This is a genomic window from Geobacter sp. FeAm09 (genome assembly GCF_008330225.1).
Taxonomy (GTDB): Bacteria; Desulfobacterota; Desulfuromonadia; order Geobacterales; family Pseudopelobacteraceae; genus Oryzomonas.
In genome coordinates, this window is record NZ_CP042466.1 from 1,250,638 (window position 1) to 1,268,277 (window position 17,640).

17 protein-coding genes, 1 tRNA gene and 1 pseudogene are annotated in these 17,640 nt (G+C 61.2%); 1 reads left to right on the forward strand and 18 read right to left on the reverse strand.

Annotated elements, in window-relative coordinates; translation table 11 throughout:
- Window positions 1–265: 265 nt before the first annotated feature.
- The 18 genes and pseudogenes from FO488_RS05775 to FO488_RS05855 form a co-directional block, all read right to left on the reverse strand.
- Window positions 266–1,519 (reverse strand): site-specific integrase, encoded by a 1,254-nt coding sequence (locus tag FO488_RS05775; protein ID WP_149209679.1) that lies wholly within the window; start codon window positions 1,517–1,519, stop codon window positions 266–268.
- Between the two features lie 109 nt (window positions 1,520–1,628).
- Window positions 1,629–1,705: transfer RNA gene (locus FO488_RS05780), tRNA-Met, on the reverse strand.
- Between the two features lie 333 nt (window positions 1,706–2,038).
- Entirely contained in the window at window positions 2,039–2,806 is a 768-nt protein-coding gene (locus tag FO488_RS05785) for an SPOR domain-containing protein (RefSeq protein WP_149209680.1), read from the reverse strand.
- Between the two features lie 11 nt (window positions 2,807–2,817).
- Window positions 2,818–4,506 (reverse strand): arginine--tRNA ligase, encoded by a 1,689-nt coding sequence (argS, locus tag FO488_RS05790; protein WP_168206122.1) that lies wholly within the window; start codon window positions 4,504–4,506, stop codon window positions 2,818–2,820.
- A 40-nt stretch (window positions 4,507–4,546) separates the two neighbouring features.
- A complete protein-coding gene (locus FO488_RS05795) occupies window positions 4,547–4,684 on the reverse strand; it encodes a hypothetical protein (protein WP_149209682.1) in 138 nt (45 codons plus the stop codon).
- A 30-nt stretch (window positions 4,685–4,714) separates the two neighbouring features.
- Window positions 4,715–5,008 carry a septum formation initiator family protein gene (locus tag FO488_RS05800; RefSeq protein ID WP_149209683.1) on the reverse strand — a complete coding sequence of 98 codons (294 nt, stop codon included), beginning with the start codon at window positions 5,006–5,008 and terminating at the stop codon, window positions 4,715–4,717.
- Window positions 5,009–5,183: 175 nt separating this feature from the next.
- Complete coding sequence (locus tag FO488_RS05805) at window positions 5,184–6,131, reverse strand: UDP-glucuronic acid decarboxylase family protein (RefSeq protein ID WP_149209684.1); 948 nt, start codon at window positions 6,129–6,131, stop codon at window positions 5,184–5,186.
- The gene (locus tag FO488_RS05810; RefSeq protein WP_149209685.1) at window positions 6,131–7,489 is read right to left on the reverse strand and encodes a UDP-glucose/GDP-mannose dehydrogenase family protein; all 1,359 of its coding nucleotides are present in this window, start codon (window positions 7,487–7,489) and stop codon (window positions 6,131–6,133) included. The genes FO488_RS05805 and FO488_RS05810 overlap by 1 nt, the downstream gene beginning before the upstream one ends.
- A gap of 80 nt (window positions 7,490–7,569) precedes the next feature.
- Window positions 7,570–8,412 (reverse strand): 16S rRNA (cytidine(1402)-2'-O)-methyltransferase, encoded by an 843-nt coding sequence (rsmI, locus tag FO488_RS05815; RefSeq protein WP_149209686.1) that lies wholly within the window; start codon window positions 8,410–8,412, stop codon window positions 7,570–7,572.
- Window positions 8,413–9,660 carry an N-acetylmuramoyl-L-alanine amidase gene (locus FO488_RS05820; protein ID WP_149209687.1) on the reverse strand — a complete coding sequence of 416 codons (1,248 nt, stop codon included), beginning with the start codon at window positions 9,658–9,660 and terminating at the stop codon, window positions 8,413–8,415. It abuts the gene before it with no gap.
- A 74-nt stretch (window positions 9,661–9,734) separates the two neighbouring features.
- Window positions 9,735–10,964, reverse strand: a complete 1,230-nt coding sequence (locus FO488_RS05825) for an ATP-binding protein (RefSeq protein WP_149209688.1) — start codon at window positions 10,962–10,964, stop codon at window positions 9,735–9,737.
- A 129-nt stretch (window positions 10,965–11,093) separates the two neighbouring features.
- Complete coding sequence (locus FO488_RS05830) at window positions 11,094–11,675, reverse strand: TIGR00730 family Rossman fold protein (RefSeq protein ID WP_149209689.1); 582 nt, start codon at window positions 11,673–11,675, stop codon at window positions 11,094–11,096.
- 2 nt (window positions 11,676–11,677) lie between these two features.
- On the reverse strand, window positions 11,678–14,290 hold the full coding sequence (gene mutS / locus FO488_RS05835; RefSeq protein ID WP_149209690.1) for a DNA mismatch repair protein MutS: 2,613 nt from the start codon (window positions 14,288–14,290) through the stop codon (window positions 11,678–11,680).
- Between the two features lie 131 nt (window positions 14,291–14,421).
- Window positions 14,422–14,781: pseudogene (gene rhuM, locus FO488_RS19880) on the reverse strand (RhuM family protein); the annotation flags it as partial.
- Between the two features lie 15 nt (window positions 14,782–14,796).
- On the reverse strand, window positions 14,797–14,991 hold the full coding sequence (locus tag FO488_RS19885) for a hypothetical protein (protein WP_240732191.1): 195 nt from the start codon (window positions 14,989–14,991) through the stop codon (window positions 14,797–14,799).
- A gap of 272 nt (window positions 14,992–15,263) precedes the next feature.
- Window positions 15,264–15,938: an outer membrane protein gene (locus FO488_RS05845; protein WP_149209691.1), complete on the reverse strand. Its 675-nt coding sequence runs from the start codon at window positions 15,936–15,938 to the stop codon at window positions 15,264–15,266.
- A gap of 253 nt (window positions 15,939–16,191) precedes the next feature.
- Window positions 16,192–16,431: a hypothetical protein gene (locus tag FO488_RS05850; protein ID WP_149209692.1), complete on the reverse strand. Its 240-nt coding sequence runs from the start codon at window positions 16,429–16,431 to the stop codon at window positions 16,192–16,194.
- A gap of 82 nt (window positions 16,432–16,513) precedes the next feature.
- Entirely contained in the window at window positions 16,514–16,783 is a 270-nt protein-coding gene (locus tag FO488_RS05855; RefSeq protein WP_149209693.1) for a cytochrome c3 family protein, read from the reverse strand.
- Between the two features lie 229 nt (window positions 16,784–17,012).
- Between FO488_RS05855 and FO488_RS05860 the strand changes: the two genes are divergently transcribed.
- Window positions 17,013–17,567: a Slp/YeaY family lipoprotein gene (locus FO488_RS05860; protein WP_149209694.1), complete on the forward strand. Its 555-nt coding sequence runs from the start codon at window positions 17,013–17,015 to the stop codon at window positions 17,565–17,567.
- The last annotated feature ends 73 nt before the right edge of the window (window positions 17,568–17,640 follow it).

Sequence of the window (17,640 nt, forward strand, 5' to 3'; positions counted from 1 at the left end):
AATGAATCTGTATATTTATCGCCAAACGAGTTGGCTGAACGTTGGCGCTGTGGCAGATCATCGGTTGACCGGATAGCCCGGCGAGCCGGGCTTACGCGCCTCTGTCTGGGTGAAGGCAGAAACGGCTTAATCCGGTATGTGCGAAAGGAGGTGGTAGAATATGAATCATCACGCCTGATCGTGATGAAATAACGCACAGACATAAAAATATGTTCCACAATGCGCCCAAGGTACCGCAAGTCCCCTTGGGCGCACCCGTTTCTAACTATCTGTTATTGACAACCAGACGCAATGCCGGCCTTTTTTCTCCATCATTCCTCTGAATATCTGGTTTCTCTTTTTTGATCAGTTCCAGCCTCTGTCGCTGCGATTGCTCAACCGCATTTGGCCCAGAAAACTCCACCGTCTCAAATAGCGACTCCGGCAGGAGGGCTGCATAGTGTTTCTCGCAGATTTGCGGTGAGTTGCCCATCAGCTTGCTGATTTTATAGAGACTTTCACCCCGCATTGCCAGGTGGGAACCAAAGCTGTGCCGGAAGTCCAGGCAGGTCCATTGCAGCCTGGCATCTTCATTGGCGGAACGCAGATGTGCGGAGAAATTATCCGGGTCCCAGCGGTAGCCGTCAGGGGAGGGGAAGAACCAATCGACCAGGGTATATTTTTGCAGATAGGTGTCCAGGTAGCCGCGAAGGGTTCTGCTGATCGGTACTGTCCTGTTTGACCGTGTCTTCGGAACCCAGGATTTACCGTTGAAGCTTTTGTCCCTGATTCTGATAGCTCCGTAGTTCCCGGCCTCCAGATCGATGTCGCTGGGCATCAGCCAGAGGGCTTCCTCGCGACGCAGGCCCGCGTAAATATAGAACGCCACCATGGTCTGCAGCATCAGATTGCCGGCCAGGACTTGCAACTGCTCATCGATCTGGGGCATCTTCAGGAAGCGGATATCGCTTTTGATTTCCCGGTAGCGCTTTACCGCCTCAACAGGGTTTTTGCCGCCCGGGAATTTCACGCCGCCCTCCGTCATGGCCCAGTTGCACATGGTAAGCAGAATCTGGCGATAGTGGTTGACGGTTTTCGCGGAAACGCCTTTGTAGACGACAAGATTAGCAAGAAAGCCGGAAACCTGGACCGTTGCCAGCTGTTCCAGGCATCCGAGCTCAATCAGGTCGAATTTTCCCGAAGCTGGTCGCTTTACGGCTTTTGCGGCGATGATGTCGTTTTTGATCTTGAGGCCTTCGCACACCTGGCCGAAGGTGCCCCTGAGATAGCTGACGACCTTCTGGACATTGCGTTCGGAAGAGTGGGCTTTCAGGTGGAAGACGTACTTATCGACAATATCGGGGAGAGGGGTTTTCGTTGGTAGGGGAATATCATCCTGCCGCAGCTGGGCCGATTCGATCTGCCTGATTTTTTCCTTGGCAATCTGTAACGAGGTTGTTTCCAGGTTGGCCCGCACCTGCTTGCCGTTCACGTAGTACTGCGCATAATAGGTTTTGCCACGCTTCTTGAGACTTGCCATTGCACACCTCCTTGGTTTGGCGGCAAGTCCTTCGAACCCTAGGGTACAATTTAGGGTACAATGGCAATAAAAAAAGGACTTGCCGGTTACGCAAGTCCTTGTTTTTGTTTGGTTGCGGGGACAGGATTTGAACCTGTGACCTTCGGGTTATGAGCCCGACGAGCTACCAGACTGCTCCACCCCGCGTCAATTGAAGAATCCCATTTATAGTCCAAATGTTTTTTGTTGTCAATAAAAAATTAACATTTTTTTGTTCCGGCCTCTGAACGGGCGGCGTAACAAGGAAAAGGGGGCGCTACGCCCCGGCGGCGCAGCGCCCCCTCCTCTGGAGGAACATACAATGAGCTGTTGCATGGCCGCTGCCAAGTAGCCAAACATACTCATTGGTTAATTATATAACGCTCATACGGTGCCACTGTCAACCTCAAAATTGAGGGGGTGAAAAAATGGCGACAGAAGGGCCGTTCCGGTCAGGTTCGTATTTTGCGGCCCATGTCGTGCGGCATGGGCCGCAAAACGTCAGTCCTTGTCCGGGATGGCGATGGCCCCCTTGCCGATCTTGCTGGACAACTCCTTGGCCGCGTCCTGCTCCAGCTTCCTGCCGACCCGTACCCGGTACCAGGTCCCCTTGTCCCCTTGATTGGACTCGACGAGGAAGACGTTGTAGCCCTTGCCCGCCAGTTTGCTCCGCATGGCCTCGGCCTCGGATTTCAGGCTGTAGGACGCAACCTGCACCGTGAAGCCGCCCGCGTCGCGCCGAGGTTTCTCCGCCGCCGGGGCCTTCTCGCTGACCGGCTTGGCCGCGTCGCTGCCGTCCTGCTGGGGCTGCTTAGCCACGTTCGCCGGCATGGCGGCCTGGAGCGGCTGTTTTCCCTTTTCCTCCTTGGCATTGATGCCGCTTCCCATGACATTGCTCTTCTGACCGCTGGGGAGGGTCTTGTAGAAGCTCAAGGGGGGCTCGGGCATGGTCTGGCCGTTGGGAGGCGGCGTAGCGCCCGGCTGGGGGGGCTGGGTGGGCGTCGGCGCGGCCGGTTGAGGCGCCGCCGGTTTGGCCGCGGCATCCTGGCGCGGCGCGCTTTCCAGACTGGTCTGCTCCATGGCGGCCTGGTACGATTTTTTGGCGGCTCGCTGGGAGAGGAACCAGCCGCTGCCGAAGCCGGCGGCAAAGGTGGCCAGGCCGGTGACGACGATGATGACCGTAAGCCGCGCCACCGGTTCCTTGCGGGGACGATTGCCGGTGGGGGTGGTGACGAACGATTTCTTTGGTTCGCTGTAATCGATCCTCATGGGGGACTCCATTACATCCGTTCAGGCGCAGCAATACCCAGGAGCGCGAGGGCGTTCTTCAGGGTCTGGGCGGTGCGTGCGAGCAGGTAGAGGCGCGCGGCGGTCAGGGCCGGGTCTTCGGTGATGACCCGGTTCTTGTTGTAAAAGCCGTGGAAGCAGCCGGCCAGTTCGGTCAAGTAGTAGGTGAGACGGTGCGGCTCGAAGTGGACGGCGCAATCGTCGACGGTATCCGGCAGGGCGCACAGAAGTTTGATGAGCTGCAGTTCCTCCGGGGTAGTGAGGAGCGCAAGCGCCTCCGGCGCCGGGTTCCGGGGCGCGGTAAACCCCTTTTCGGCGGCGTTCTCGAAGATGCTGCAGATGCGGGCGTGGGCGTACTGGACGTAGTAGACCGGGTTTTCGTTGGTCTGCTGCTTGGCCAGGTCGATGTCGAACACCAGTTGGGCGTCCACCTTGCGCATCAGGAAGAAGAAGCGGGTGGCGTCGCGCCCCACCTCGTCGATCAGATCCCGCAGGGTGACGTAGCTGCCGGCCCTTTTGGAGATCTTGACCTCCTCGCCGCCGCGCATGACGGTGACCATCTGGTGCAGCACGTACTCGGGCCATCCCTGGGGGATGCCCATGTCCAGGGCCTGAAGGCCGGCCCGTACCCTGGTGATGGTGCTGTGGTGGTCGGCGCCCTGTTCGTTGATGACCCGGGTGAAGCCACGTTTCCATTTGCCCAGGTGGTAGGCCACGTCCGGGATGAAGTAGGTGTAGGCGCCGTCGCTCTTGCGCATCACCCGGTCCTTGTCGTCGCCGAAGTCGGTGGTGCGCAGCCAGAGCGCACCGTCCTGCTCGTAGGCGTGCTTGTTGGCGATGAGCCTTTGCACCACCTCGTCCACGCTGCCGTCGGCGTACAGGCCCGACTCCAGGGAGTAGACGTCGAAGGCCACGTCGAAGGCGGCCAGGTCCAGGTCCTGCTCCCGGCGCAGGTAGGCCACGGCAAAGGTGCGGATGGCGTCCAGGTTGTGGGGGTCGCCGGCGGCCTTGGTGTGCTGGTCGCTGGCCTCCACGGTCTCCTTGTCCAGGTAGGCCTTGGCCACGTCCTTGATGTAGTCCCCCTGGTAGCCGTCCGTGGGCCAGCGGGGGTCATCCGGCTCGATGCCGAGGCAGCGGGCCTGGACGGAGAGCGCCAGGTTGCCGATCTGCTGGCCGGCGTCGTTGTAGTAGAATTCGCGGGTCACCGCCCAGCCGGCGGCCCCCATGATGCGGCAGAGGGTGTCGCCGATGGCGGCGCCGCGGCCGTGGCCGATGTGCAAAGGTCCGGTGGGGTTGGCGCTGACGAATTCGATCTGCACCTTGTTTCCGCCGCCGGCGGCGGTGCGGCCGAAGGCTGCGCCCTGCTCCTCGATCTCCAGAAGCGCGGACTGCCAGGCAGCCGGGGTGACGAAGAGGTTGATGAAGCCGGGGCCGGCGATCTCGGTCTTGGCCAGGAGGCCGTTGCCATCCCCCAGGTGACGGAGGACGACCTCGGCTACCTGGCGGGGGGCTTTGCGTTCGCCCTTGGCCATCTGCATGGCGATATTGCAGGAAAAGTCCCCGTGGTCCGGGTTGTCCGGCGTGCCGATGATAACGGCGGGGAATGTGGGCGAGAGAAGTTCTTCTGCGGCGGCAGCGGTCTGCAGGGCGGTTTCGACAAGGGCGGCAATTCTGTTTCGCATCATTGTGTGGGTGGTTCCTTACTGTCAGCCTGATTTTCTGTTATTTCGGTTCCTCGCCGCTGTCCTTGATGCTGACATCCCGCGAAAAGTCGGGGCAGTGCGCTCCTCCGTCGGAGACACTGAATCGTTTGGCGCAGTTTTCGCGCCAGGCGCACACGGCGCAGCTTTGTCGTGACATGGCATCTATCCTGAAAAGCGGTGGATTCGGTTATTTCTTTTCCTGGGGAAACTGGTAGATCACCTCGTTCGAGCGCACAAACCCGAAATCCTTGCGGGCGATGCTTTCCAGGTAGCGGCGGTCGGACTTGAGGGCGGCGATCTCCCGCTTCAGTTTTTCGTTTTCGAGCCTGGTGCCGTTCAGCCGTTCCTCGACGCCGACGATGTCCTGGCGGATCTCGTAAATGCGCAGGAGCCCCTTGTCGCCGAAGACGGTGAAGAAAAGGATGAATGCGAGGCATCCGGCCGGGAAGAGGTAGATCCTTTTCTGGAAGGGCAGGTTCACGTGGTCATCCTTTGGCGCTCTGCAAATATGACATGAACATCTTGCCTCTCATCTTCCGGCCGCTTTTGGCCGAGCCCCAATCATAGAATCCTCTGCGTAGCCCAGGTTACGCCTGCGGTTTTCCTCAATCGGTTCAACCAAGTCCGACCTGAATCCGAGCGCAATTTTGTCCATGTTATCTTTGAACAGCTCCTTTGCCGATCCGCGCGGCAAAATACTCGGCCGTCGTGGCCAACCCCGCGTCCAGTTCCACCCGGGGTTTCCACCCCAGCCGCTCCCCGGCCAGCGAGATGTCCGGCCGGCGCTGCTTGGGATCGTCCTGGGGAAGGGGCTTGAAGATCACCTTCGATCTCGATCCTGTAATTGTAATGATTTTTTCGGCAAACTCAAGGATTGTGTTTTCCACCGGGTTGCCCAGGTTTACCGGTCCGGTGAAGTCGTCGCACTCCATCATGCGGCACATGCCGTCCACCAGGTCGGAGACGTAGCAGAAGGAACGGGTCTGTGAGCCGTCGCCGTAGACCGTGATGTCCTGGTTGCGCAGCGCCTGGAGGATGAAGTTGGACACCACGCGGCCGTCGTTTTCGGCCATGCGGGGGCCGTAGGTATTGAAGATGCGGATGATGCGGATATCCACCCTGTTCTGGCGGTGGTAGTCCATCATCAGGGTCTCGGCCACCCGTTTCCCCTCGTCGTAGCAGCTGCGGATGCCGATGGGGTTGACGTTGCCCCAGTAGGCCTCGGTCTGGGGGTGCACCTGGGGATCGCCGTAGACCTCGGACGTGGACGCCTGGAGGATGCGGGCCTTGACCCGCTTGGCCATCCCCAGCATGTTGATGGCGCCCATGACGCTGGTCTTCAAGGTTTTGACCGCGTTGTACTGGTAGTGCACCGGCGAGGCGGGGCAGGCCAGGTTGTAGATGCGGTCCACCTCCAGAAGGATCGGCTCCACGATGTCGTGGCGGACCAGTTCGAAGCGGTGGTTGTCCATCAGGTGGATGATGTTGTCCTTGCTACCGGTGAAGAAGTTGTCCAGGCAGATGACGTCGTGCCCTTCGCCAAGGAGCCGTTCGCACAGGTGTGAGCCGAGGAACCCTGCGCCGCCGGTGACCAGGATGCGCATTATTTCACCCCGCCGCAGATGCCACCGCCGCAACGGCCCAGGGGGATGTAGCTGAATCCGGCGGCCGCCATGCGGTCCGGTTTGTAGAGGTTGCGGCCGTCCACCACAAGGGGGTTCTTCAGGGCGTCCTTGATGCGGTCGAAATCCGGGTTGCGGTATTCGCTCCAGTCGGTGATGACGGCCAGGGCGTCGGCGTTTTCCAGGATCGCGTACTGATTGGTGCTGTATTCGATCCGGTCTCCGAAGACCTTCTGGGCCTCCTTGAGCGCTTCCGGGTCGTGGGCGCGCACCGTGGCGCCGGCTGCCAGCAGGCGCTCGATGACGGTGATGGCGGGGGCTTCCCGCATGTCGTCGGTGCGCGGCTTGAAGGAGAGGCCCCAGCAGGCCACGGTGCGCCCGGTGAGCGGCAGCTCTTCGTCCGGCGAGCCGAGCGCCTTGATGAGCTTGTGGGCCAGGACCTCCTTCTGGCGCTCGTTCACGTCCTCCACCGCTTTGAGCAGCAGGAAGTCGTAGTCGCACTCCTCGGCGGTCTTGATCAGGGCCTTGACGTCCTTGGGAAAGCAGGAGCCGCCGTAGCCGGGACCGGGAAAGAGGAAGTCGTAGCCGATGCGCGAATCGGAGCCGATTCCCTCGCGCACGGCGGCCACGTCGGCGCCCATGCAGTCGCACAGGTTGGCGATCTGGTTCATGAAGGAGATGCGGGTGGCCAGCATGGCGTTGGCGGCGTACTTGGTCATCTCGGCGCTGCGGATGTCCATGACGATCAGGCGGTTCTGCTTGCGCATGTAGGGGTCGTACAGCTCCTTCATGATCTCGGCGGTACGCACGTTGTCGGTGCCGATCACCACCCGGTCCGGTTTCATGAAGTCGTCGATGGCCGCCCCCTCCTTGAGGAACTCGGGGTTGGAGACCACGTCGAACTCGAAGGCCACGCCGCGGGAGGCCAGCTCTCCCTTGACGGCCTCCCGGACCTTGTCGGCGGTGCCGACCGGGACGGTGGACTTGTCCACGATAATCTTGAAGCCGTTCATGGCGCGGCCGATATCCCGGGCCACGCCCAGGACGTACTTCAGGTCGGCCGAGCCGTCCTCGCCGGGAGGGGTGCCCACGGCGATGAAGCAGACCAGCGAGGCTTGCACCGCCTCGGCCATCTCGGTGGTGAAGGAAAGGCGACCTTCGGCCTGGTTGCGCAGCACCATCTCCTTCAGGCCCGGCTCGTAGATCGGGATGATACCTTCCTTGAGGCCGTCAATTTTGTTTTTGTCAACATCCACGGCGATGACGCTGTTGCCGCTTTCGGCAAAGCAGGCCGCCGCCACAAGACCCACATAACCGGCCCCAAAGATACATATTTTCATTCAGTCGCTCCGGAAGAGTAAGGATAATTTAACTTCTATAACATATATCCACTTGTAATTCCAGCGCAATTAACGCTCATTCACGCGTTGTTCGCGTCGTTTTGAACCCGCAGCGCCTCGGAATAGGCCGCATTTTTGGAAACGCCGGTCATTTCGGCGGCTTTCCGGGCGGCGTCCTTGACCGTCATCCCCTCCTCGCGCAGCAGGCGGTGCAGCAGTTCGGGCAGCGGCTCGGTCTCCTCCGGCACTGTTTCGCCCGGCGCCACCAGGATGACCACCTCGCCCCGGACCTTGGCCCGGCCGACCGTTGCCAGCACCTCGCTCACCGTGCCCCGGATGAACTCCTCGTAGATCTTGGTCAGCTCCCGGGCCACCACAACCTGCCGTTCTCCCAGCACCTCCCGCATATCCCGCAGGGTCTCCTCCAGGCGGTGAGGCGCCTCGTAGAAGAGCAGGGTTCCCGGCCGGGAGGCCATGGCGCTCAGGAACGCCCGGCGCTTCCCCTGGCGGTTCGGCGGGAAACCGGCAAAGGTGAAGGTGTCGCTGGGGAGCCCCGAGGCGGAGAGGGCGGTGATGGCGGCGCAGGAGCCGGGGATGGGGACGACCTGGATGCCTTCGGCCACGGCGGCCCGAACCAGATTGAAGCCGGGATCGGAGATGCAGGGGGTGCCGGCGTCGGAGATCAGGGCCACGGATCGTTCCTCCCGCAGCGCCTGGAGAATCCGTTCCCCCTTGAACTGCTGGTTGTGGTCGAAATAGGAGGTGAGCGGCTTGGAGATGCCGAAATGGTTGAGCAGCTTGAGGGAGTGGCGGGTGTCCTCGGCGGCGATCAGGTCCACCTCCCCCAGGATGCGCACGGCCCGGTAGGTCATGTCCTCCAGGTTGCCGATGGGGGTGGCCAGGATGTAGAGGGTGCCCGCCATCTATTTCAGGCTGGTGATATAGCCGCGGACGCCCTCCATGATCCCTTCCGCGGTCTGTTCCTGGTAGGCGGGGTCCGTGAGGCGGGACTCCTCCTGGGGGTTGCTGACAAAGGCGGTCTCCACAAGGATGCTCGGCATGGTGGCCCCCACCAGGACGTAGAAGGGGCCTTGCTTGACCCCCAGGTTCCTCACGTCGGCGTGGCGGCTTTTGATCCTGCCGTGCAGGGATTTCTGCACCTCGTCCGCCAGGTGGGCCGAGTCGTTGAGCTTGTAGTTGGCCATCAGGTCGAAGAGGACCGCCTGGAGGACGCTGACCTTCTCCAGGGTGGTGCCGTTCTCCTTGGCGGCCAGTTGGGCGGCCTTTTCGGTCTTGGCCAGGTTGAGGTAGTAGGTCTCGATGCCCGCAGCCCCGCGGTTCAAGGCGGCATTGGCGTGCACCGACACGAACAGGTCGGCGTTTACCTTGTTGGCGATGGCGGTGCGCTCCTCCAGGGGGATGAAGACATCGGTGGCGCGGGTCATGACCACATCCAGCCCCAACTCCTCCTTCAGCAGGTCGCGCAGTTTCAGGCCGATGGCCAGGACCACGTCTTTCTCCTTCACCCCGTTGGGTCCGACCGCCCCGGAATCATGCCCCCCGTGGCCCGGGTCCACGACGATCCGGCGAATCTTGGCGATAAGAGGTTTTTTATGGGGTCTGGCCTTCTTTTCCACTACCGGCAGCTCGGGTTTCGGCTTCAGCTCCGGAGCAGGCTCCTGCTTGGCGGTGATGCTGTTCTCCAGGCGGGAGATCTCGACGCGCCGTTCCCCGCGCACGTCGATGATGAGCCGTGCAGGCTCGGAGAGCGGGAATATCTTGTAATCCCTGATGTTTTCCGTATCCAGCACCACCCGCACCACATCCTGCTTGTGCTGGCCCAGGCGGACCCCCTTCAGGAGACCGTCGCCGATGGCGATGTCCTTTGCCTCCGGGCCCAGTCTGGCCCGGTTGATGTCGATGTAGACCCGGCCCGGTTTGCCGGGATTCCCCTTGCCCAGTTCATGGGCCTGCCAGGTGATGTCCCGGTCGAACTCCAGGGAGATGCGGGTGTAATCCGGGTTGGACCAGTGCTTTACCTCGCTCAGCACGGCCAGGCGCCGGGAAGGGGCGGTCTGGTCGGCGGCGTTTTTCCGGACCGCCAGGGCGGGATAGGGGAGGAGGAGCGAGAGGACGAGCAGGCTGGCAACTATGTGAAGAAATCGGGTCATGGGGTCGCTTTGTGGCACAACGGAATCGGATTAAAAAAAGCAACGTGTTCTTTTAACAGAAATATTCCAATGTTTCAACCTTCAGGGGGCGGTGATGCGGTAATCTTCGTATTATTCGACAGCAGTTCCAGAAATTCCACCACGCCTATTGCATCCACCCCGCGACAAACCGGCCGCCTGGAGTCGGTTCCGCACAGAATCAGCCCATCCAAGGGGTTCAGCTTTGCATACAACCCGGCATACCGGGTCAGCCCGGATGCCATGGACATGCTCGGCGTGCGCGTCAGCTTGATCTCTATCGGCAAGGGACGTAGAGCATCCGTGTCGATAATCAGGTCAACCTCCAGGCTGTTGTTGGTCCGCAGATAGGAGATGCGCGGCTGCTCCCCCCGGTTGGCGAAGCTCTTCACCACCTCTTGAATACAGAAATTCTCGAACAGCGGTCCCGCCATGGCTCCGCTCAGTATCTGCTCCCTATCCCGCAGACCGGCCAGATGGCAGGCAAGGCCGGTATCGAGGAAATAGACCTTGGGCGCTTTGGTGATCCGTTTGCCCAGGTTGTTGAAGTGGGGTGGCAGGAGATGGATGATTCTGCCCGCCTCCAGGACCGAGAGCCAGCGCTTGATGGTGGTAACGCTCACCCCGATATCGGTCGCCAGGGCACTCATGTTCAGGACTTGGCTGCACCGTACCGCCAATAGTTGCATGAAACGGTGAAATTCCCGAAGACTACCGATGTCGTACAGCGAACGGATGTCCCGTTCAAGATAGGTCTGGATGTATGAGGTGTACCAGAGTCCCCGGTCGAGTCCCGGTGTGGTGGCAAGCTGGGGGTACGTGCCGGTCAGGCTGGAGGTTGCAAACAGCTCCAGCCCGCTGTCAACCGGGATCGCCTGCCGGAACTCTTCAACGGCAAACGGGAGCAGGTCCAGCAGGGCGATCCTCCCGGCCAGGGAGTCCCCCAAGTTGCGGATCATGCCGAACTGCTGGGAGCCGGTGAAGACGAAACGCCCGTTGCGGTTCCGCTCCGCATCCACCCGCATCTTCACGTAGGAGAGGATGCCGGGGGCAAGCTGGATCTCGTCGATGATGCAGCGGTCCCCCAGCGAATCGAGAAAATAGACCGGGTCGTTGTGGGCCTGGGCCAGCACCGCCGGGTCATCCAAGGTGACGTACCGGTACTCCGGCAGCGCCTGCCGCAGCATGGTGGACTTGCCCGACTGCCGGGGGCCGGTCACCGCCAGGCAGGGAAAAGTCGCCAGGGTGCGGGGGAGGAGCGTTTCGATGGTACGCGGTATGTACATGAATCCATGATAGGAGCGGATTTGTGGGGTGTCAATACAAATTTAACTTTACAGGTTAAATTTGTATTAAAGGCCATGTCGCAGGAACAAAACTGCTTCGCTGGGATGAGTGGATGGGATGCCGTCCCCTCAGGTATCGGCTTTCTCCACCCATTTTTGCACCGTTGGCGGTTGGTAACCGGCGAACCGGTCCAGCAGCGCCTCGGGGTCCTGCTCCACGAGCAGCATGGAACGGTGCGGCTCCCTGACAAACTGTTCCGCCACGGTGTGATCCAGAAACGTTATCAGCGCGTCGTAGTACCCCGCGATGTTGAGCAGGCCGCACGGTTTGCCGTGAAAGCCCAGTTGGGCCCAGGTCCAGATCTCGAAGAGCTCCTCCAGGGTGCCGATTCCTCCCGGCAGGGCGATGAAGCCGTCGGCAAGCTCGGCCATCATGGTTTTGCGCTCGTGCATGGAGCGGGTGACGTGGAGTTCGGTCAGGTTCGGGTGGGCGAGTTCCTTGCGCATGAGCGCATCGGGGATGACCCCCACCGCCTCACCGCCGAGTTGCAGCACGGCATCCGCCACCAGCCCCATGACGCCGACGCTGGCGCCGCCGTAGACGAGCCGCAGGTTACGATCCACCAGGGATTTTGCCAGGTCGCGGGCGGCGCTGGTGTAGGCCTCCTGGCGACCGGGGCTGGAACCGCAATAGACGCAGATGCTTTTCATGGTCACACCATCCGTTTCAATTCATCCAGCAGGTTGAGTGCCTCCAGGGGGGTGAGGGTGGCGATGTTGAGCTTCTTCAGGCGCAGGCGCAGTTGGTCCTCCGTACTCTCGAACAGGGAGAACTGGGGAGAGGGGGCCTGGGGCTGGCTCTTCTTGCTCTTGGCCAGGCGCGGGGCACCCTCCTCGAACTCGCCGTGCTCCAGATTGCGCAGGATCTCCTTGGCCCGCTCGATCACGTCCGCCGGCATGCCGGCCAGGCGGGCCACCTGGATGCCGTAGGAGTGGGAAGCGCCGCCGGGGATGATAGTGCGCAGGAAGATGACCTGGTCGTTCCACTCCCGCACCGCCACGGTGAAGTTCTTGATCCGCTCCCTGGTGGTGGCCAGCTCGGTCAGCTCGTGGTAATGGGTGGCGAACAGGGTGCGGGCCCGGCAGCCGGGGGTGTCGTGGATGTACTCGGCCACGGCCCAGGCGATGGAGACGCCGTCGAAGGTGGAGGTGCCCCGGCCGATCTCGTCCATAACAATCAGGCTTTTGGGACCGGCGTTGCGCAGGATGGTGGCCGCCTCCATCATCTCCAGCATGAAGGTGGACTGGCCCCGGGCCAGGTTGTCCCCCGCGCCGACCCGGGTGAAGATGCGGTCGGCAATGCCGATGCGGGCCTCGGTGGCCGGGACGAAGCTGCCGGCCTGGGCCATGAGGCAGATCAGGGCCACCTGGCGCATGTAGGTGGATTTGCCGGCCATGTTGGGGCCGGTGATCATGAGAATCTGGTTCTCGTCGGCGTCCAGGCGGGTGTCGTTGGGGACGAAGCGTTCCCCCAGCTTCATGGCCTCGATGACCGGGTGGCGGCCGTCCCTGATGTCGATGACGTCCGTATCGTCCACGTGGGGCTTGCAGTAGTTTCGCTCGCCCGCCACGATGGCCAGGGAGATGAGCACGTCCAACACCGCCAGACCGTCGGCGGTGCGGCAGATGCGTTCGGCCTGGGCCGCCACCTGCTCGCGGATCTCCTGGAACAGGGAGTATTCCAGGTCGCAGATGCGCTCCTCGGCCCCCAGCACCTTTTCCTCGTAGTTCTTCAATTCCTCGGTGATGAAGCGCTCGGCGTTGGCCAGGGTCTGGCGGCGGATGTAGTCCGGGGGCACGGAGCCCAGGTTGCTCTTGGTCACCTCGATGGAATAGCCGAAGACCCGGTTGTAGCGGATCTTGAGGGTGGAGATGCCGGTGCGCGCCTTCTCCTGGGCTTCCAGGCGGGCGATGAATCCCTTGCCCTCGCTGCTGATGGAGCGCAGCTCGTCCAGTTCGGCATTATATCCGGTGGCGATGATGCCACCTTCCCGCAGGGAGAAGGGGGGCGTCTCCACGATGCCCCGTTCCACCAGGGCGCGGATGTCGTCCAGGGGGTCGATGGTGCCGGCCAGGGAGTGCAGGAGCCCGGCCTGCAACGGTGCCAGGCGCTCCAAAAGCGGAGGGAGGCGGCGCAGGGAGTCGTACAGGGACCGCAGGTCGCGGCCCGAGGCCGAGGCCATGCCGATGCGGCCGTTCAACCGCTCCAGGTCGGCGATCTCCCGCAATTGGGTCGTCAACTCCTCCCGCAGGTCGGCGGCCTCCAGCAACTCCTCCACCGCCTCCAGGCGCCGGCGGATCGGCTCCAGCCCCACCAGGGGGTAGCTGAGCCACTGCTTGAGCCGCCGGGCGCCCATGGCGGTGGCGGTCCTATCCAGGCAGCCCAACAGGGAGCCTGCCTTCTTCCCCTCGGCCATGGTGGCGGTGATCTCCAGGTTGCGGCGGGTGGCCGGGTCCAGGGCCAGGTGCTCGGTGCGCTCGTACACCTTGATGTCCCGGATGTGGGGGATGGCCGACTTGCGGTTCTCCCGCAGGTAGTACAGGGCCGCGCCGGCCGCCATGAGGCCCGCCGGCATGGCGCTAAGGCCCAGGGCCTCCGCCGAGGCGGCGCCGAACTGGCCACAGAGAAGCGACGTGGCATAGTCCCGTTCAAAGACCCACCCCGGAGCGCGGGAGACGATCCGCTCTCCCAGAAAGGCCCGCAGGTCCGCCGGCAGGGTGTCCATCTCCAGATTGTCGGCCAACAGCACCTCCCGGGGGGCGATGCAGGCCGCCTCGCCGGCCGCCGCCGTGGCGCCCGCCAGTTCCGTCACCCGGAATTCGCCCGTGGACAGGTCCAGCCAGGCGCACCCCCAAGTGCCGCCCGCGCCCGCGGCGAGGGTCAGGAGGTAGTTGTTCTCGTCCGGCGACAGGCTCTCGGTCTCGATCAAAAGCCCCGGCGTGACCACCTTGACCACCTCGCGCCGCACGATCCCCTTGGCCTGTTTCGGGTCCTCCACCTGTTCGCAGATGGCAACCTTGTGACCCGCTTCGATCAGTTTGGCGATGTAGGGGGAGGCCGAATGGAAGGGGACGCCGCAGAAGGGGATCTCGTCGCCGCTCCCCTTGTTGCGGGAGGTCAGCGCGATGTCCAGGATGCGGGAGGCGGTGAGGGCGTCGTCCAGGAACATCTCGTAAAAGTCCCCCATGCGGAAGAAGAGGATCGCGTCCGGGTATCCCGACTTGATCTCCAGGTATTGCCGCATCATGGGGGTCTGCTCTGCCATGCGTTGTGAACCTTCCGTTTCGTAAAATGGGTGTTGGTGGTTGTAGCATACGGCCTGCGGCTTTTCAAGGGCGAGGGGGGGAGGCGGGCGATGCTGCGGAACTGCGGCCGGTTTTGCGTTCGGTAAAGTGGTTACACCGTTAGGCTACCATGGTCATAACGGTCTAGAAGCGTTAGGGCATAGGCATAATCGGTGATAACCCGGAGAATTTCTTTCCCGGTTTCGCTAACCAGTTCCTGATTGGCAAGAGTGCGGGCCAGTAATTTTACGGTCTGGCGCATATCCGCCAGCTTTTCGGCTTGCTCACGAAAGCGCTCTTCGTTAAGCGTGTAGCCCTTGACGATGTGGTCTCGCAGAACCCGCGTGGCCCACTGGCGAAACTGGGTTCCTTGTCTGGATTTGACCCGATAGCCAACGGAGATAATGACATCGAGATTATAGAAACGGATCTTTCTGCGAACCTTGCGGGCACCCTCGTATTGAACTACCGAGGAATCCTCGGTAGTTCAATACGTTTGCAACTCTCCCTCTTTGTAAGCATTGCGGATATGCAAGCCGATAGTGTCGCTATCCTTGTCAAACAACTCCGCCATCTGCTTTTGAGTCAGCCAGACGGTTTCGTGGTCAAGACGAACATTGAGCGATGTGGTGCCATCGGGACTCTGGTAGATAATGATATCGTTTGTATTGTCGGCGAACATGGAGTTTTCCGTTGGTGCGGTATTACACTAATTTCTGCCAGCCGTGGGGGACAGGTTTCCAAGTTGACAAATCAAACGTAACATCTTTATCCATTCCTCAAAAAAAACTGTCACAACAATGGCACTTCTACCCGGGGTTTGCAATATACTAGCCCTGGTTGAAAACACAAAAACATCAATCACCTACAATATTTTGTGCCGACAAAAAGCCCCGGATCAGGAATCCGGGGCTTTTTGCGTTTGGCTGGTGCGGTTGAAAGAACGCCGGGGGATCAGAATTTGACCCTGAAGCCCACCGCCACGTTGTGGCTTTCGAACTTCATGCCATGCACCGTAACCCAATCGCCGTTGAAGTTGGCCTTGTCGGTGTTGAAGTAGCGGTACCCCACATCCAGCGAATACCTGCGGTTGATGGCAATGTCCACCCCGGCGCCGACCTGGTAGGCAAAGACGGTGTCGTCGGCCTCGGAATACAGCAGCCCATGTTGCGCCCCGCCATAGGTGTCGCTCAGGTGCAGCGAGGCAAAGCCGATGCCGCCCCCCAGGTAGGGGGTGACCGGGGTATCGTTGTGGAGGTCCACAAAGGCGTTGGCCATGAAAGCCAGGGCGCCGAGAGAGCCGTCGGGATTCGTGAGCTGGCTGCCCGTGGAGCCGGTAATCGTGCTGATTTCCGCGTGTTTGTAGGAAAGCTCGCCTTCCAGGCGCAGGAAGCCGAAATCATAGCCACCGGCACCGCCGACGTACACGCCGGGATCGAATTCGACGCGTTCGTTAAAATTCGTGCCCGTCCCACTGGTGTAGTCAACCCCCGATACGTTGGCGGATTTGGGCACGGTTATGCCGAGGAAGCCGGTGACATAGGGGCCTGGCCGCATGGGGGCCGCCTGGCTTGCGGCGGGGATGGCGACGGCTATGAGCAGTGCAAGGGTGGTCAAGGTCTTTTTCATGGTGTGTCTCTCCTTTGTGCGTTCTGGATTCGCCTGGCATCGTCCTCCCGTGGCTGCCTGGCGGATGCGGCGGTACACGGCCGCAACAATGATGATACTATACTACACATATGCACCGTTGTCATGGCCTGACGGGCGTTCTCCGCCGTTTATCCCCTGGTTTGCATAATTTGTCGAATGGTTGCAGAGTGTTGCGATGTGACCGGCGAAGGAGGGGAAATTAGGAAGACGTGGCCGACGGGGGAAACGGGGGCTACAGCATGTCGCATCCGAGGCCCATGAAGTCGAAGATGTTGTGCTCGGGGGCCACGCCCTGCTCGCGTTTGAACATGCAGTCCGGCGAGCAGTAATGAAGGGCGCCGGGGACGATCTCCCCGTCCCTGACCTCCAACAGAAAGCCGTTACGGTCCACGCGGATGGAATAGATGCCGGCGTTGCTGGTGGCATCAAAAGCTCTTCCACAGTGGCTGCAATGTGTCTTTGCCGTCAGCATGAACGGAATTTTGCCATCAATTAATTTGCAGCGTCAAGTTGATATAAATTATAATAATTTAACAATAAGGGCGTTCTGGGCGCTAATCCTTCCATTTGTGGCAGCCCGAACACCTGACCGGGCCTTTCGCCATCTCCGCATGGCACCCTTTGCAGCTCTTGTGCGCCCACTCCTTGCCGAACCCCTTGATCTTGCCGATGCCCTCCACATGGCAGGTGGCGCAGGTGCCGGTAATGGCCATATGGTCCTTGTGGGGAAAGGTTACCTTGTTTTTGAAATTGAGCACCTCGGGAGCGGCAAGGGCCGATACCGGGAAGGCAAGCAGGGCAAGCAGGGCGGCGGTCTGTTTCATGGGCAAGTCTCCTTCTGGCGCTGTATGTGGATGCTCCGCGGACACGGCCGACGGTGAGCCCGGGGGAAGCAGGATACGTTCCCGTACCTTTTCCCAATATACTATTTTTTGCTCCTCCGCAAGGGTATATCCCTGTTTGTGCGCACTTTTCACCGCCCGGAGCGGGGCGGCCCCTCCTTGTCCCCCCCGCGCAAAAGGGGGTATACTGAAATGGAGGAGGCGAAGACCCATGAAAGCATTACTGTTATCGGCGTGTTCCCTGCTGTTTTTGGCCGGCTGTGTCCACGTGTTCAGCGAACGGGCGGACCTGATGGTGGACCGCAGCATCGGCTACGAGCAGCTCAGGCAGAATCCCAAGGGGTATGTGGGCAAATACGTGAAGTTCGGCGGGATCATCGCGTCCACCAAGAACACCAAGGACGGATCCCAGGTGGAGGTGGTGCAATTCAACCTGGGGAGCGACGACATGCCCTATGAAGAGCACGTCTCCGGCGGACGGTTCCTGGCCACCAGTCCCGGTTACCTGGACAATCTGGTGTTCAAGGCGGGACGACCGGTTGCGGTCATCGGAGAGGTGAAAGGGGAGAAGGTCCTGCCCTTGGGTGAGATCAGCTACACCTATCCGGTGATCGCCATCGTGGAGATTCATGTCTGGAGGCGGTCCGACCTGTATCCGTACCCGCCGGGGTACTACGACCCCCCGTACTACTATTACGGATACGGCCCGGCTTACCCCTACGGCTGGGGCGGCCCCTACTGGTACGGGCCGCGTCACTGGAGATAGGTCTTACGGGAATGGGGTGGGCGGAAACGAACGCCGGGGACGCACCATGGGGTGACGCCCCCGGTCGTTGATG